Here is a 15,236-nt window from a genome sequence, read left to right on the forward strand (position 1 = left end):
TTTAGTGAGAACAAAATAGCAGGGAAATACATAAAAAAGAGCCGACTCTTAAGTCAGCCCTATATCTCTTATAAAAACTCAATAAAATATTCTTCAGCAAAATCACCATTCTTGTTAAGTACATGATCTCGACCAATAGCTTCATAGTCAACATAATTACGCAAGTGTTCTGGAACCATTATCAACCCTTCGTCAACTAGCAAATAGCCTAGTTTTTCCTCGTCCGTTAAGCCCTCATACAACTCATAAATGATTGGATTCTCGCCTTGATGCTCTGCAATCGCTCGAATAACCTCATCAGGATAATCCATATATTCTCCTAAACTATTTTTTATCGGATACAAATTGGTTGGTGATAAAAAAAAATTTGTATAGTTCCGATCATGATCTGTATTCGTTCCAACTATTTTCTTTACACCAGACTTAAATCTTGGTTTCCAATCTTTTTTGCACTAATACAAACGCCCATCTTTCACTATGAGCTAAATCTCCGTAGCCGCTCAGCAATGATTCTGCAAAGCTTTCAGAAACAGAGAAGATCTCTGAATCAACCTTGCTGTCTCCACCACCAGTCGGACCAGTTTGTGGCAATAAATTAGGGCAAATAGTTACTCCAATTATTTCCCAGCAATAGTCTACAAATTCTTTTTCTTTACTTTGACTTGTTAGCGATTCAAGAAAATAAGAAAAATAGTCTTTTGATAGTTTACCTTTTTTTACAACTTTTGAATCCGAGAATGCATTGGGATGTATTTTTTTATAAAAATCTTTTTCCCCATTTTAACGTCCCCCTCTAATTAAACACTAATTTATATAGTCACCATAAATATTCTATCCTTTTATTAGTATATCAACTATCCTAACCATACTCAAAGCGTTATGATTATTACAAAGAATCATTCATGTTAGATTTGATATTAGGTAATCTTTTGTCTAGACAATTTTCAATTTTGACATCGTCCAATTCTTTTGAATAAAGTTTTCTATTTTCAAAATGTTCATTTATTTAAATTATCTTATTTTATTAGTTAAATGATAATTCAAAACGTATAGTGCACAATGTACGTATTTTAAATATAGTTAATATCTGTTATTTTTAGAGGGGATTAAATTCACCATATCAAAAACAAGATTTTTATATTAGATACCCACAGTGCTGGTTAATTAAGCACTTAATTTCTCAAGTCCAATTGAAAATTTTAATGTTTCACTATCTTCTTTATGTGCTTCAGCCAACAAAAGATTATAAAGCAGAACCGTTAGTTGTACTCTTGTCATAATACGTTGAATACAATGTGCGTGAATCCCCTCTATTCCAAGGATTTCTAAAGAAGAAAAGACGGTTTCAATTGCTTTTCTTTGTTTTTTGAAGGGAGAATAATCTATTTTATTCGCTTCTTTCATAGATTTTCTAGGAATCGCAAGCAAGGTAATCCCTTGTTTAGATAGACGATTTGCTCGTTCCTTTCCAACATACCCTGCATCACCTAGAATAGTTGGAATGAAAAAGGATTCTGTTAAATCTTCTACTACTTTCGCATCATGTAACGTAGCAGAACTCAGTAAAAAGTTTAAAATCAGATCGTTTCTACTGACAATCGCATGAAATTTTAGCCCGTAAAACCAGCGTTTCTTCGTTGCATTATAACCAATATTGGCAAGTGGTTGAGCAGAATGGGCTCTTCTATTACGAATTGGCTGACACAAAGGCATTGGGAGACTATACTAGCCCAACTGCATCCACTTCACTTGAATTCCCTTTCATAAATGCTTGATTGATTAATGCGAGAGTCGGTTGAAGATTATTGCGGGTTCGAATAAAATGAGTTCTGCTAGGAAAATCATTTCCATAAATAGAGCAAGCTAAACGATAAATGCCAATGAGCGTTGTACATGAATGAAGAATGCCAAAAAGATAACAAGTTAGAATAACGACATCCGATTGTTTCGCTAACTGTTTGTTTTTTCGGTTTTTGACTGTATCAGGAGTATATTCTTCATACAACCGTGATACTCGAAGCAGTAAATTTTCGAAAGTTATAGTAAAATGAAGTTGGAAGGTTCTTGCATGCTTTCTTACCTCGTTTCTTAGCCGATTTGAGGCTAGTGTAGCAAGAACTTTCTTTTTTTGCATGTTTAAACTATTTTAACTGGCACTAAGGGTATTAGATATAGATTTTATCAATGTACATGATATAAATAGATAAAATTTATCATGTATATTCTTGAATGAGCAGTATATATTTTCTTTATTTACGTTAGTAACAAATCTATACTCAAAGTATAATAAAATAAGACATAATCTATTAGATTAAAATCAAAAATTAATGATATTTAGAGGGTAAACTAGAAAGGAAGTCGTATTAATGGATACTGCATTATCAGAAAAGCAAGTATGGGAGTATATTTTGGCTTTAAAAAATGACGAGATTTCTTTTGAGGAATTGAAAAAGCAATTACCTAGAGAAGCATACAATGGACTTGAAAAAAGTTTTATCCTTGATGACAACCCTATTGTTTGGAATTCGTGATGGAAGTACTTGAGGGTACATTGAGAAGCATAAAAGAGCTAGATATTTCCAATAGTCATTCAGACTACTTGATTAGTAGTTTAAATGAAAAAGCGAAATCGGAATTTCTTTGGGGTAAGCTGTATCTATTTTTATCTCAGATTTCCTCAAAACAAAGAAACATAGAACAAGAACATGTACTTGCATCTAATTTAGAACTATTTATGATAGCTTCCGATATAATTGATGATTTAATGGATAAGGATAATTTCAATTTTAATAGACTGAATGAACCAGTTCATTTTGGAATAACAATGATCTTTGAAACACTTTTTACTCTAACTCACGAGATAAAAGGAGAAGATGTAAAGAAAACATTTATTAACAATATAAAAGAAAGTTTGTTTCATCAGTATTCTGATATGAGCAATACCGTTTGCTTCGGACAAAATGAAGAGGCTTACTTCAATTTAAGTGTAAAAAAATCAATTTATTTGGTGAATGCTGTGGAACAATTGGCTTTTCAAGAAGAGGAATTATCAATCAAAACTTTCTCAAAATATTTTGCTATAGCTAGTCAAATAAGCAATGATATCAAAGATGTAATGAAAGATGATTCCTATGACTTAATTAATCGAAAGGCAACTCTGCCAATTATAAAAGGTATTGAGGCTTATACAAAGTATAAAAACAAAGAAAACAACAATAAAATAAATGCCTATTTTTTTGAAAAAAATGATAATCTGTATGAAGAAATCAGACTACTAATAATTGAGTCTGGCAGTTTAGAATACTCTAATTTCTTAGTAAGAAAACATTACCAAAAGGCATATGATAGCTTGTTTAATTGTTTTCCTAATTCACATAAAGAAATAAATGCCTTGTTCCAATATCTCAGGTTAAGGAGGGACATATGACACAATATATAACTAGCTTTTCTGTGCTACTAAATTTATTATGCTACACCTTTTATATGAATTTTTTTTTCAGTCAAATGATGGATATTTCTAATGAAATTTTAGTTATGCTGTTTTTTGTTTTTGCATTGCAGGCGATAGCGACATATGGCAGTATTGTTGCTAATGGAAATATTTCATTATTGTATTTTTCAATTAGTATTTATATTATTGCATGGATTCTGATGCTGTTATTAGCCAAAGAACAAATTGGACTCGTTGTTTCCACGATATTGATGTCAATATTTCCACTATTCATCATATTTTTCTTTCTTAGCCTATTTGAGCAAAAATATCTATCAAAATATCGAATTTTCTTTCTTCTACAAATCTGTATGAGCATAAATAATATTTTTATTTATTTTTTTCTTCCCATTACTGAGTATTATACACTCTCTTTTCTTTCATGTTATATTTGCTGTTTTCTTATTTGTTCTACTATTTATCATCAAAACTTTAAAGATTTAAAATTCAGAAAGACAGGAAGATTGTTACTATTAAGCTTTATTGGCGGTTTTGGTCCATTTCTGTTATTTCATATAATTCCATTGAATCTTCTAGGTTTAAAAATTTTTGATCATTTTTACTGGACTATATACTTTTTATTAATTTTTCCTATCGCAGTATTAGTATTATTAAGAAAGTTAGAGGTAACATCAAGAAATTATTTAGTATACACCATCTTCTCTAACATTGGTATTTTCTTATCTTTTTTTGTTGTAATGGATACTGTAATATATATCATTGTCTCCCAAAAACTTACTGACTTGTTACGGTTGAACAACTGCACTTTAATTTTAGTGTATTTAACTTATCATATTATTAAATGGAAATTTGAAACAAGGGAACACAGGCTAGCAAAGGATATATCTTTATTTCATGAACAAAAAACAAATGTATCGTATCAACTGTTATCTAATGAACAATTTGAGTCAATAGCGAAAATTATTAGCGAGGTATTATTACGCGCTTATGAATTTTCTGGTGTGGCATTTGTATGGTCTGAAAACGATAACTCTCCATATTTTTTATTTAAGAACAAGAACTTGGTAAACATTGATCGTAAATTTATTGATGATCACCATCTGTTTTCTGATGAAGAGAAACAATTAGTTAGTTACAAGAACGAGCAAATGTTAGTAATTCCTATGTTGAAAATGAATCAAGTTAGAGGTCTGATTTTGGTTTCTAAAGAAAAAAGTGAGCGTTTCTCAAAAAACGAATTGAATGAACTTTCAAAATCTGCTGAAGAAATTACCTTGTTTTTGCATACAACGGAGCAACGTTTAAAACTTGAAAAAATACTAATTACTCAACACTATTCAGAATTTGAGCGTGCTGCGTATATTAAAAAGCACGATTTAGCACAGGAAGACAAAAAGAAATTAGCCAATTATTTACATGATGATGTTCTTCAAACTATTTTAGCTGTTAAAAATTTGAATTTATCAATTGAATCCAACGACCGAAAGACAATTGAGTTAATTGATCAAACTCTAAAATCTCTTTCACTCTCAATGAGGGACCACATGACTCAGATTTATCCGTCATTTTTGAGTGTGCTACCATTAGAAAATAGCTTTAAAAAAGTAGCTGAGAATTTAGAAATGATTTATCAATTAAGCATCGATATAGACTGGCATTTTAAAAATAATTTGCTATTAACTGAAACAGAAAAAGTATTTTTTTATCGAATTTTTAAAGAACTATTAATAAATGCATACAAACACTCGAAAGCAAACAAAATAGACGTTGAGTTAACCCAGCGAGATAGCGAAAATATATTACGCGTAATTGATAATGGGACGGGAATAAACAGGAATCAACTAAATGATAATGAATTTTATTATGATCATTTGGGGTTACTCTCAATCAAGCAAGAAGTCGATTACAAGAATGGAAAATTTGTTATTTATAGTGGGAAAGAAATTGGCACAGACATTGAAGTTAAGATACCAGTAATGAGAGGAATGAAGATATGAAGCTTTTATTGATTGATGATCATCAATTATTTTCCTCAAGCTTAAAATTGGTGATGGAAAAATTTGATGTGGTGGAGAATGTCATTACATTAGATAAGCCTCACTTAATTAATGATTATCTACTGAAAGATATGGTTGATTTAATTTTGTTGGATATAAATCTTGGTAAAGATAATGGATTACTTATTGGAAAAGAAATAAAAAAGCAATTCCCCACTATTCCACTAGTTTTTTTGACAGGTTTTGATTTTGAGGAATATCGATTTCAAGCAGAATTACTAAATGCTAGCGGCTTTTTCAGTAAAAATATATCTCCCGAAGAGTTAGTGAGTAATCTATATCAAATTGTTGAAAAAGGCGCCAATTTTATTGAACAAGAAGAATCAATTTTGACTAAAAAGGAAAAAAAAATATTAAATTATTTGAGTGAAGGGAGGACACAATCAACAATAGCCAAGGAGTTACTAATTAGCAGAAGGACAGTAAACACACATGTTCAATCGATTCATGATAAATTTAACGTGTCTTCAACTTCAGAAGCCATAATCAAAGGAGTAAAATTAGGCATTATCTCTATAATTAACTAAAATTTTTAATTCTTTCATTTGTCAAATTAAGCTAGACACCATCTCATCATCCATATAACTCAAAAATACTTCCATGGGGGTTCGATAGTTCAGTGATTTCCTTGGAATATGATTCCTTTTTGAGGCAACCGATTGGACAAATGCCTCATCAACTTCATTGAAATCCATTTGCTTAGGAAGTCCATCCTTTCGAAGCAGCCCATTTGAGTGCTCATTCAGGCCGCGTTGAGAGGAGTTCCTGGATCCGCAAAATAGATATTGATGTCTTGCTTATTAGAAATACTCTTCCAATTCGAAAACTCTTTTCCACAATCAAACGTAATTGATTTGAAGAGATTTTTAGGAAATGTGCTAAACTATTCGTTCAAAGTTGTTTCGATATCTTTGGCTTTATGTCCATTAGGTTTGAGTGTGACGATGGCTTTTGATTGGCGTTCAACTAGCGTAATGACAGCACTTTTATGATGAGCACCCACAATCGTATCGCCTTCTAAATGGCCAAATTCTTCACAAAAATGAGGCTATTCCTGTTCTCTTTCGTCAATCGTCCGTCTAAAGGCTTGTTTTCCACGTTTTTCCTTCTGACCATTAGGCTTTCGTTTTCCTTTCAACGGTAGGAAGGAACAATCAAAGAGACCTTTTCTAAACATCCGATAGAGGGTTCGAATCGAGCAGTCAATCGGAAACTCACCACGACCAATCAGAACATCTGGCGTCCCCTTGAGTTACTTTTGTCTGAATATAGTCTTTTTGTTCATCAGGTAAAACAATGGACCGACGACCACAACGGGATTTGTGCGCCTTGTATTGTTGGTAGTATTCGAGCGCAGTATGTCCAGCTGCTAGAAAATGATACACCTTATAGATGGTTTGACGAGCATGTCCTAAGCGTTTAGCAACTTGTGCAACAGGTTGCTGGGTATTGAAATAAGATTCTATTAAAACTAGTTCGTCTGTAGTAAGATGAGTATAGGTCATTTGTCTTCACTCCTTATAATTCTTTCGACGGAACTATTTTGAGTGTAGCACAAATGACTTATTTAGTTGTCTAGCTTAATTTTACTATCGGCTTTCATAAAAAAAGTGATGGAAAATGTAAATTAGGCACATTTTTCCGTCACTATTTATATTCTAATAATTAATAGTGACTTTGCACAGAATACCTATTTAAATCATGCTGAATGACATTTAAAATGAAATTAAAGTTGATAGTAATCTTACTTGAAATGAGTCCAATGACACAAACCTTAACTGTTCAAAAGGTTTACTAATATACACTTGATGCGAATTAGACAATTTTAGTTAGTTTCAAAATTGTTGTTATTGCTGAATTTCTGTTTGATAAACTTTCTATGTAATTATACTAGTGAACTATTAATTTTAAAATCAGAAGGAGGATAAACATTCGGACACTACATCGATTTTAAAATTATTATTAAATATATTTTTGACAATATTAAATATGAGGAGGAGGATATTTATGAAAAAAATAGTTGTTTGCGCATTGTCTTTAATTGTTTTAGCTTCAGGAGGAGCGAGTGTTGTTCAAGCAGCAACAGAATACCCCGATGGTGGTACATGGAATTATGGCGTTGGGGCTACAGGTTCTTATTCCGATTATCTGCACAACACCAAAACCCACACCGCTACAGTTTCTAAAGGAAATGAAAAATCACATAGTCAAAAAGGTCCTCGTGAATGGGCTAAAGCAAGACTTACAATATATTCAGGATGTAATTTCTATTACAATTATTGGTAATCTTAACTAGCTTATACCTGAGATATAGTTTAAAACGTAACGTAACCTACTTACGTTACGTTTTTTATATTTTTATCATAAGGAGGATTAATTTTGAAAAAAACGATGATTTCATTTTTATGTGTTATATCAATTTTAATTAGTGTCGCTTTTGCTTTAAACAAAAAATCAGAGCAAGACAAATATTTTGATAATATTGAAATGAGTAGTAATGCAACACATTTTTTTATTAAGGATTCTGATGTATCTAATGAAGATGAATTAGCAAAATTTACAGAGTTGTCTAAAAAATATGAAGCAACTTTTATCCGTTCTGATAGCATATCTGAGGATGGAAACATAGTTCTCTATAAGTCTGGTATATACGCTACGAATTATTTCAAACAATTAGACCTAAAGCTAGCTAACGGACAGGTTCCAACCAAAGCTAGCGAGTTTCTAGCAAGTTTTAATACAGGGGATAAAAAACAAAGTGGGCGTATTTTAAATTTATTTGCTGATAAATCATTAATTTTCGGCTCATTAGAGGACTTTTACAAAAAAAATGAGATGAGTGTTAATGGAAACTATACACTTATCTCAGATACAAAAGATACTGAAGATATTATGAGCCAATTAGCATCATTCTTTAATAGTTCTAAAGAAGATATGCTAACCGCTAACTACGGAAAAGGTTATGGTCAAGGTACAATCTATTTGTTAGCTTTAATCGTTTCACTCATTGTAATGGCCATCTTTTGTTTGATGAGCGCTTTCTATCCTATATCAAAATTAAAAGAAATTGGTGTGATGAAATTATTAGGATTTAAAAATTTTGATATATGGAAATCACTGAATAATCAGGTATTATTGCTCCCTACCATTTTTTATTTTTTAACACTTCCAATTCAATTTTTTCTTATAAAAGATAGCACAGTTCCTTATTTTATAGAACTTACACTATTTCAATTTGTTATTCTAGTTCTTGCTTTTCTGTTTTCTCTGATAATGCTCGTTGTGATTCAACGATATAAATTTTCAGATATGTTAAAAAATTTTTTCAATTTTAAATTCTCTCTTTACTTCAGTTACCTGTTAAAGTCTTTAGTTTTTGTATCAGTTATTTCAGTCCTTCCATTGTTAACGAAAGAATTGAATACGCTACAAAGAGATTTACAAGCAAAAGAAATGTACGAACAACAAAAAGAGTATCTAACATTATCAAAATTTTCCTATATAGGAGACGAGTTTCAATCAGAACTTAATGGTAATGATATAGTCGGACCTAAATTAGCTAATTTATTTAACGAATTAGACAAGACCGCAAAAGCACAATATATTTCTGTAAGCAGTTATAAAGGTGTTGACTTTAATGATGATAAACTAAACACAATCAAATTCAAAAATACCAGATATGAGAGTAATGATCATTATTTCATAATGTATGCCAATCAAAATTATCTAGAAAATATCAATATTAATTTACCCAGTTCTTTAAATGAAATTTTTTCTGGGAAAGAGCCCACCTATTTGGTACCTGAATACTTGAAAGATAATTTTGACAAATCAGAATATATTATGCGATTTATGGCGTCAGCATATTTCCCTGACAAATCATTTAATCAAATAGAGAATATTCCTATCAAATTTATTTTTTATCCTAACAATGATACCGAGATTTTTTCTGAAAATATAGACATGATTGGTGAAGACAAAATATTTATAAAAAATCCTATTATATTCTGCATAAACAATAAAAATATAGAAGATAGTTTTGGTCCATTCTTAAAAAATTCTCCAATATCTAATCCACTTCGAATTAAGGACACCAAAGAAAATAGAGAAGCTATTACTAAAGCTATTAGAAATAATGAACTTGAAAAAAATGATCTACAATTTGCTAACGTCCTTTCAACTGGATTCGCACAAGAACTACTTATTTCGCAATCTAGCGTGATTGTTTGGGTAACCATTTTATGCTTATCAATTGCTGTTAGTATATTAGCTTCCTATTATATTATATTGATTATCTTAACTTCTAAGAAAAAAGAAATGATTGTCGAGCGACTCTTAGGGTACACCTTCTACGAACGTTATCGTAATGAAATTTTTTATTTCGTTGCAATTTATCTATTTGGTTTTGCCGAAATCCTCGTTTTGAATAGACAAATACTATCATTAACAGGGTACTTGTTACTTGTCGTTGCAGATAGTTTAATTATTTTCTTAATGGTCAAAAAACATGAAAAAGGAGCTCTCAACACAGCTCTGAAAGGTGGAGAAGCAGGATGAGTATGGTGGAGATGAAAAACTTTCATAAAAAATTCGGTCCTAAAATTATTTTTGATGACTTTAGCTTGCAAGTTGACGAAGGAGATATGGTTGCAATTACCGGACCTAGTGGTTGTGGAAAAACAACTTTGCTCAATACTATTGGATTAATTGAGTCTATTGAACAGGGAACCTATCAAATTTTTAATGAATCCGCACCTAAAATTAACTCAAAAAAAGCGAATAAATTGATTAGAGAGAATATTTCGTATTTATTTCAAAATTTTGCTTTAGTAGATAGTTTTACTGTTCGTGATAATTTACTAATGGCGTTGAAATATGTGAAGTTATCAAAATCGGAGAAAGAGAAATTAATTCACGATACATTACAGCAAGTCAATCTTGAAGGATATCAAGATCTTAAAGTATTTGAAATTTCTGGTGGTGAACAACAAAGAGTAGCTGTTGCTAGAAGCATCTTAAAACCAAGTAAATTAATTCTTGCGGATGAACCAACTGGATCACTAGACCCTAAAAATAGAGATGAAATTTTAGCAATATTGAACCAGTTAAACAAGAATGGGAAAACTATTATCATGGTTACACATGATAATAAAGTGGCTGAAAGTTGTCATCGTATTATTAGACTGGGTATCTAAAAATAAAGGATTATAAATAAAATTACGAAATAAAAACACTTAAGAAACTATTGATTTTGATTCTTTTGGTAGTTGGTGTTATTTCTTCCTTTTTTTATGTAACATCACGATTTGATTCGCTAAATAGATTTAATCCTCTAGTAAAAATGCAAATTGGATACGCAATTGTACCTGAAAAGGTGACATACAATGGTGGAAAAGAATACGCTGATGATGGAAAGCGTCAAATACCAGATGATTATAAGAATATTGAAGTAATAAATTTAACTACTATGAAAATTGAAAAATTAACATTTAAAGGTGGGCAAGCTCCAGAAGATCATAATTATGTTAAGGTTCATTATAAAGGAAGCTATGTATACAAAATAACATTTATAATAGATGATTCAGTTCCTAGTGATGTGATGAAAGTAATGAGAAAAAATAAAACTGCTGAATAATAAAACGGCTCTATACTTTATGATGTTGGTGAGAAATCACTGGCATCTTTTTTAGTAAAAATATATGGAAAAGGCACCCTACAATCCTTTAAAATAAAGTCGTCAAAAACCACTTTAAAGGAAAATGCACGATGTCCTATTCAGATTCTATCAAAGATATGCTCGATACTCTAGACTTAACTCTTCATTTCGAAGAAAATTGTTTTTCTAAAGAACTAATCAAGGAACAGGTGTGTATGTTTTTTTCTGGTGTCCTCGATGACGCCCCTCGCAATTGTCCGCATTGCTTATGTTCTATGGCTTCTGTGATTATCCGCTGGAGATTTACATCAAAACCTGCACTCATTCTAATGAATAAAGTATCCGAGTTTCAAACGTACGTGAACAATTCGAACAGAAGAAACGGCAATGACAGAGATTGCGCGACAGAAAAATGTCTCGGTTTCTTCAGTTTATCGCGTAATGAAACAATTCTATGAACTGAAAAAGATGAGGCAGCTCACCTTGTCCTAATTTTATGCTAATATCAGTTAGACTATCGAACAAGAAGTTTAACTAGTGGTGAATTTATTAGATAGTGAGTCTCCTATAACGTGACTTCACGTCCGGGAAGCCTGGCAAATGCCAAGGTAACTTTTTGAAAACATACTATTAATATTGCCTGTAACTCTTGAGATGTCAACATTTCAAGGAGGGTCATAATTAGTTGATAAACGGCAAGAATTTAATTGACTATAGAATGTATAGCTCCTACTTTATAATTCCTGATACATTTTTATACACCGGAATCCCATTTTGCCCATTATCTAGTATCAGCATTATATATTGTGTGATTAGGCAAGCTCTTGGATATCTTACCATTTAGTACTCTGGATCAAAAAAAGTTCTATTTTTTACCTCGCCCTTATGATAGTTCAAACCCCAAAATCGATCCAGAGCCATGGTTTGATGAACAGGAGTATATAATCAGGATTTACAATTACGAAAGTACCGCTTCTGATTTTAAAGTAACATTGTCTAGAATGGTCATCACTAATACGGCAAAAGAGAAAGAACTTGCAGGCAAGCACCTCTATATTTGAAGTACGAGATTACTCAAAAAGGCAACTGCCCTCATGCTTATAAACGTGGTTACGCAAAGAACCAAATTTGTGTAAATGTATTCTTCCGAAATAATTCAATGGTGCAAAACCCTTATAAATCAATCGTATTCATCAAATCAATTAATTTATTTTGTGAGGCATCTAATTTATCTGCTAAATCCGTATTCACTTGATTATAGGCCTCTTTATCCGCAGCCTCTGCTAACTTGTTAAAATAATCTGCTTGAATTTCATTATATTCTTTCAACGCATCCTGTAGTTCAGTAAGCTCTTTTACTTTTTCTTCATCTGCGTCCAATTGAAGCTCATCCATTTTTTTAGCTTCCGCTTCCCAAGCTTTGTACTCGTCAGAATTAATAACATCCTTGGCATGCTGACTTACCACTTCAAAATCATCCGATTGCCCTTCTGACTGCTTCATCATCAATGCCTGTTGCTTCTCGAAATATACCTCAGTAAGTGCAACAAAATCTTCTGCTGATGCTTTTTTTGTTTCACCACTACCTGCCATGCTGCTTTCATCTTTACTCACATCATTACTTGCTCCGCAACCTACCATTCCGATAGTCAACAGTGTTAACAAAAATCCTACAAATAATTTTTTCTTCACTTTAATTTCCCCTTTTTCATCAGATTAATTCATTATCTATTATGAAGATGCTATTCACAGGCTGGATTAACCTTGATAAATAACAACTATTTTATAGATTAATGATACTTTATTGGCAGGTGAAATTCATTTACACTTAACACTCATTTGTCTATTGTTATCAAGAAACACTATGATTAATTCTCACAAATTAGTGAGTATCCTAAATCTGTTTTGAATTTTTGTACAAGCTATTTAAAGAATCACTCAACATTTTTAGGATGCTCTCCGAAATGAATGTTACAGATTGTTGGAATCCTTCTTGAAACCACTTCTCTATAATTATGGCTACTCCTTTTGTCATATATGAAGCGTAGTAATCCAAATCTCGCTTAGAAAATTTTACATAAAAAATAGTCGGTAACACTCGGATAAAATGATCAAAATACACAGCATACAGTTCATCCATTAACTCCACATCGCTATTTTTATTCATCAACATTTCTATTACCTCTTTCCGTTCATAAAAATAACCAGTGATTTCTAATACATTAGGCAATAAGCGCTCAGTTATTTCTGACTTTGATTCCATATCTATCGTCAGTAAAAAAGTAGCATTCTTCTTTTGAATTTGTTTAAATCCTTCGATAATTTCTTCTAATAACGATTCAATCACTTCATATTTGTTTGCGTAATAATTATAGAATGTAATCCGACTAATAAAAGCTCGCTTAGCAATCTCTGTCGTACTGATCTTATCAATCTGCTTTTCTTTTACCAGTTCTATGACCGCATTTTGTATAACCCGTTTCATTTGCATGTTAGCATTCCTTTTCTACCATCTTTGAGATTTTAGTATACCGATAAATAATTCATGGGACAAGGTAAAATTAATACCTCCTCTCATCACATAATCTTGCCTCTAACGCATCTAGAGGTTGACATAAGTTTTGTATTTCTAGCTTATTTCCAGTCATAATTCTAAACGGCTTTGAATTTTTATTTAATTTGTTAAATTAAGCTGGATAATTGTTTCTCATTTACGTAACTCAAAAATACTTCTAATGGTGTTCGGTAATTTAAGGATTTTCTTGGTATGTGATTTCATTTGGAAACAACAGCCGCAACAAAAGCTTGGTCAACTTGATTAAAATCCATCGTTTTAGGTAACCCATCTTTACATAGTAGTCCATTAGAATGCTCGTTTAGCCTACGTTGTGACAGTGTCCCAGAGTCTGCAAAATAAATAGAAATATCGTTGGAATTACTTATGCTTTTCCAGTTTGAAAATTCCTTTCCACAGTCAAAGGTAATGGATTTAAACAAGTTTCGAGGACTATTTTGTAGCCATTCAGTTGTCGTTTTTTCAATATTTGTCAACTTTTTTTTCTAAAAACCATAAGAACAAGAAGAATTGACTTTCGCTTGCAGTTTACATCGTATATGCATTTCAGATATTGAACGAGAAAAAGAAACATTTCAATCGACAACATAAAAAAAATTGCTTACACTTTAGATATAGAAACATATGAATTATTGATAAAAATAATTAACTACAAAAAATGAAAATAATGACAGGAGAGATTTTTATGTCAGAACAAGATTTTTTTAATTATTTAACACTTGCTTTAAAAAACTTAGGAAGTGAGGTTGTGACAGAAGTGTTCTGTCTCAAGAAATAAGTCGGAATATACGAAAATAGCTACTCATATTTTCAGTATAGTTCGACTTATTTCCGAAGAGACAACTTCTGGAACACCGTTTATTCGGTTTTAGGGATCTCAGACATACTTTTGTCACAGTCTCTCTTAATATTGAAAATGAAATAAAGCGATTACTGAAGATCTATTCTACTGATGAAGTGATTAACAAATTACAAAATAAAAAATAATCACATCAAAAAATTGTCAGTCTATTAATAGCTTTATTAACAGCTACTATTATAATTCTAATAAATTTCATATACTAAAAAGGTCATTCAATTAAGGTGACCTTTTTCAAACATTAGCTATACAAACTTCAAATATAGAAAATAGTAATAATGTATAGACAACTAATAATTGGAAGTAAAGCATAAATTTTTTGTTTAAACTGTTTATGCGTATTCTCACAATACTTACAAGAAAGGTAGCTATTAATCCAGCCGGTCAAATTAACAATAATATAAAACAAAACCGTTAACAATATATTACTTTGGCCTTTAAAAACAGTGAGTACAAACAAAAAACTAACACTTAAGTTGATAAGAAAATAATTATTGTTCTTAAGTAATCCCAAACTATTCATTTTTCCAGGACAATAGTGATGCTAAGTAGTGTGCTATAGAAACTAATAATGAAACAACAAAAGCAGCAGTGCCCGTGACTCCCGATAGCCACGCAACTACAGAATACGAACCTGA

11 protein-coding genes and 3 pseudogenes are annotated in these 15,236 nt (G+C 31.4%); 8 read left to right on the top strand and 6 right to left on the bottom strand.

Annotated elements, in window-relative coordinates:
* Positions 1 to 68 precede the first annotated feature (68 nt).
* Together LI951_RS04690 and LI951_RS04695 are read right to left on the bottom strand one after the other, a co-directional pair.
* Positions 69 to 311: an antirestriction protein ArdA gene (locus tag LI951_RS04690; protein ID WP_202069424.1), complete on the bottom strand. Its 243-nt coding sequence runs from the start codon at positions 309 to 311 to the stop codon at positions 69 to 71.
* 853 nt (positions 312 to 1,164) lie between these two features.
* A pseudogene (locus LI951_RS04695) lies at positions 1,165 to 2,041 on the bottom strand (IS982 family transposase).
* A gap of 325 nt (positions 2,042 to 2,366) precedes the next feature.
* Between LI951_RS04695 and LI951_RS04700 the strand changes: the two are divergent.
* Genes LI951_RS04700 through LI951_RS04715 form a run of 4 tightly spaced genes read left to right on the top strand, consistent with a single transcriptional unit; the run spans position 2,367 to position 6,035 of the window.
* On the top strand, positions 2,367 to 2,531 hold the full coding sequence (locus LI951_RS04700; RefSeq protein WP_202069412.1) for a hypothetical protein: 165 nt from the start codon (positions 2,367 to 2,369) through the stop codon (positions 2,529 to 2,531).
* A complete protein-coding gene (locus LI951_RS04705) occupies positions 2,531 to 3,427 on the top strand; it encodes a class 1 isoprenoid biosynthesis enzyme (RefSeq protein ID WP_229441426.1) in 897 nt (298 codons plus the stop codon). The genes LI951_RS04700 and LI951_RS04705 overlap by 1 nt, the downstream gene beginning before the upstream one ends.
* Positions 3,424 to 5,448, top strand: coding sequence for a sensor histidine kinase (locus LI951_RS04710; RefSeq protein WP_229441427.1), 2,025 nt, complete (start codon positions 3,424 to 3,426; stop codon positions 5,446 to 5,448). Before LI951_RS04705 ends, LI951_RS04710 begins: the two co-directional genes overlap by 4 nt.
* Positions 5,445 to 6,035 (top strand): response regulator, encoded by a 591-nt coding sequence (locus LI951_RS04715; protein ID WP_202069409.1) that lies wholly within the window; start codon positions 5,445 to 5,447, stop codon positions 6,033 to 6,035. Before LI951_RS04710 ends, LI951_RS04715 begins: the two co-directional genes overlap by 4 nt.
* Positions 6,036 to 6,056: 21 nt before the next feature.
* Here the strand turns inward: LI951_RS04715 and LI951_RS04720 are convergent.
* Positions 6,057 to 7,013: pseudogene (locus LI951_RS04720) on the bottom strand (IS30 family transposase).
* Between the two features lie 502 nt (positions 7,014 to 7,515).
* On the opposite strand from LI951_RS04720, the gene LI951_RS04725 reads away from it, so the two are divergent.
* The 4 genes from LI951_RS04725 to LI951_RS04740 all read left to right on the top strand — a co-directional run bounded on the left by LI951_RS04725 (position 7,516) and on the right by LI951_RS04740 (position 11,143).
* On the top strand, positions 7,516 to 7,794 hold the full coding sequence (locus LI951_RS04725; RefSeq protein WP_229441428.1) for a lactococcin 972 family bacteriocin: 279 nt from the start codon (positions 7,516 to 7,518) through the stop codon (positions 7,792 to 7,794).
* Positions 7,795 to 7,887: 93 nt separating this feature from the next.
* On the top strand, positions 7,888 to 10,065 hold the full coding sequence (locus tag LI951_RS04730; protein WP_229441429.1) for a DUF1430 domain-containing protein: 2,178 nt from the start codon (positions 7,888 to 7,890) through the stop codon (positions 10,063 to 10,065).
* A gap of 2 nt (positions 10,066 to 10,067) precedes the next feature.
* Positions 10,068 to 10,703 (top strand): ABC transporter ATP-binding protein, encoded by a 636-nt coding sequence (locus LI951_RS04735; RefSeq protein ID WP_229441515.1) that lies wholly within the window; start codon positions 10,068 to 10,070, stop codon positions 10,701 to 10,703.
* Between the two features lie 56 nt (positions 10,704 to 10,759).
* Positions 10,760 to 11,143: a hypothetical protein gene (locus LI951_RS04740; protein WP_229441430.1), complete on the top strand. Its 384-nt coding sequence runs from the start codon at positions 10,760 to 10,762 to the stop codon at positions 11,141 to 11,143.
* A 1,194-nt stretch (positions 11,144 to 12,337) separates the two neighbouring features.
* Here LI951_RS04740 and LI951_RS04745 read toward each other — a convergent pair.
* From LI951_RS04745 to LI951_RS04755, 3 genes and pseudogenes are all read right to left on the bottom strand, one after another.
* Positions 12,338 to 12,856: a hypothetical protein gene (locus LI951_RS04745; protein ID WP_229441431.1), complete on the bottom strand. Its 519-nt coding sequence runs from the start codon at positions 12,854 to 12,856 to the stop codon at positions 12,338 to 12,340.
* Positions 12,857 to 13,058: 202 nt separating this feature from the next.
* Positions 13,059 to 13,655, bottom strand: coding sequence for a TetR/AcrR family transcriptional regulator (locus tag LI951_RS04750; protein WP_229441432.1), 597 nt, complete (start codon positions 13,653 to 13,655; stop codon positions 13,059 to 13,061).
* 191 nt (positions 13,656 to 13,846) lie between these two features.
* Positions 13,847 to 14,221, bottom strand: a pseudogene (locus tag LI951_RS04755) (IS30 family transposase); the annotation flags it as partial.
* Positions 14,222 to 15,236 lie beyond the last annotated feature (1,015 nt).

Source organism: Enterococcus sp. BWT-B8, from assembly GCF_020567625.1.
Classification (GTDB): Bacteria; Bacillota; Bacilli; order Lactobacillales; family Enterococcaceae; genus Enterococcus_L.